Source organism: Mycobacterium sp. ABE4_509 (assembly GCF_056160785.1).
This window is the reverse complement of sequence record NZ_JBSWXU010000342.1, coordinates 1-503: the sequence shown is the minus strand read 5'-3', so window position 1 is coordinate 503 and position 503 is coordinate 1. Positions and strand designations below refer to the sequence as shown.

The following is a 503-nucleotide window of genomic DNA, read 5'->3' as shown; positions in this document are numbered from 1 at the left end:
CACCGGCGCCGCGGCCCGCACCGCCAGCGGCAGCGCCACCAGCCCGACCGCGCACCACGGCGTCGCCAGCACCAGCACCAGCGTCAGCAGGAAGGCGATCAGCAGCAGCGCCTGGAACAGCAATCGGGTCCTCGGATCACCGAGGCGGACGGCCAGGGTGATCTTCCCGGATTCCGCGTCGGTGGGGATGTCGCGCAGGTTGTTGGCCACCAGCACCGCCGAGGACAGGCAGCCGGTGGCCACCGCCAGCGTCGCGCCCACCCAGTCGATCCGCAGCGCCTGGGTGTACTGCGTGCCCAGCACCGCGACCAGGCCGAAGAACACGAACACCGCGACCTCACCGAGCCCCAGATAGCCGTAGGGCCGGGATCCGCCGGTGTAGAGCCACGCCCCGGCGATGCAGACCGCGCCGACCGCGATCAGCCACGGCGCCGACACCCACGCCAGCGCCAGACCGGCTGCCGCGCCGACGGTCAGGGCGGCCACCGCGGCCAGCAGCACCG

The 503-nt window shown here is 73.6% G+C and carries 1 protein-coding gene; it reads right to left on the bottom strand.

What is annotated here, in order from left to right:
- Positions 1–503 (bottom strand): 1,4-dihydroxy-2-naphthoate octaprenyltransferase (gene menA, locus ACXAID_RS28390; RefSeq protein WP_475025472.1); only part of this gene is annotated, 503 nt, incomplete at both ends.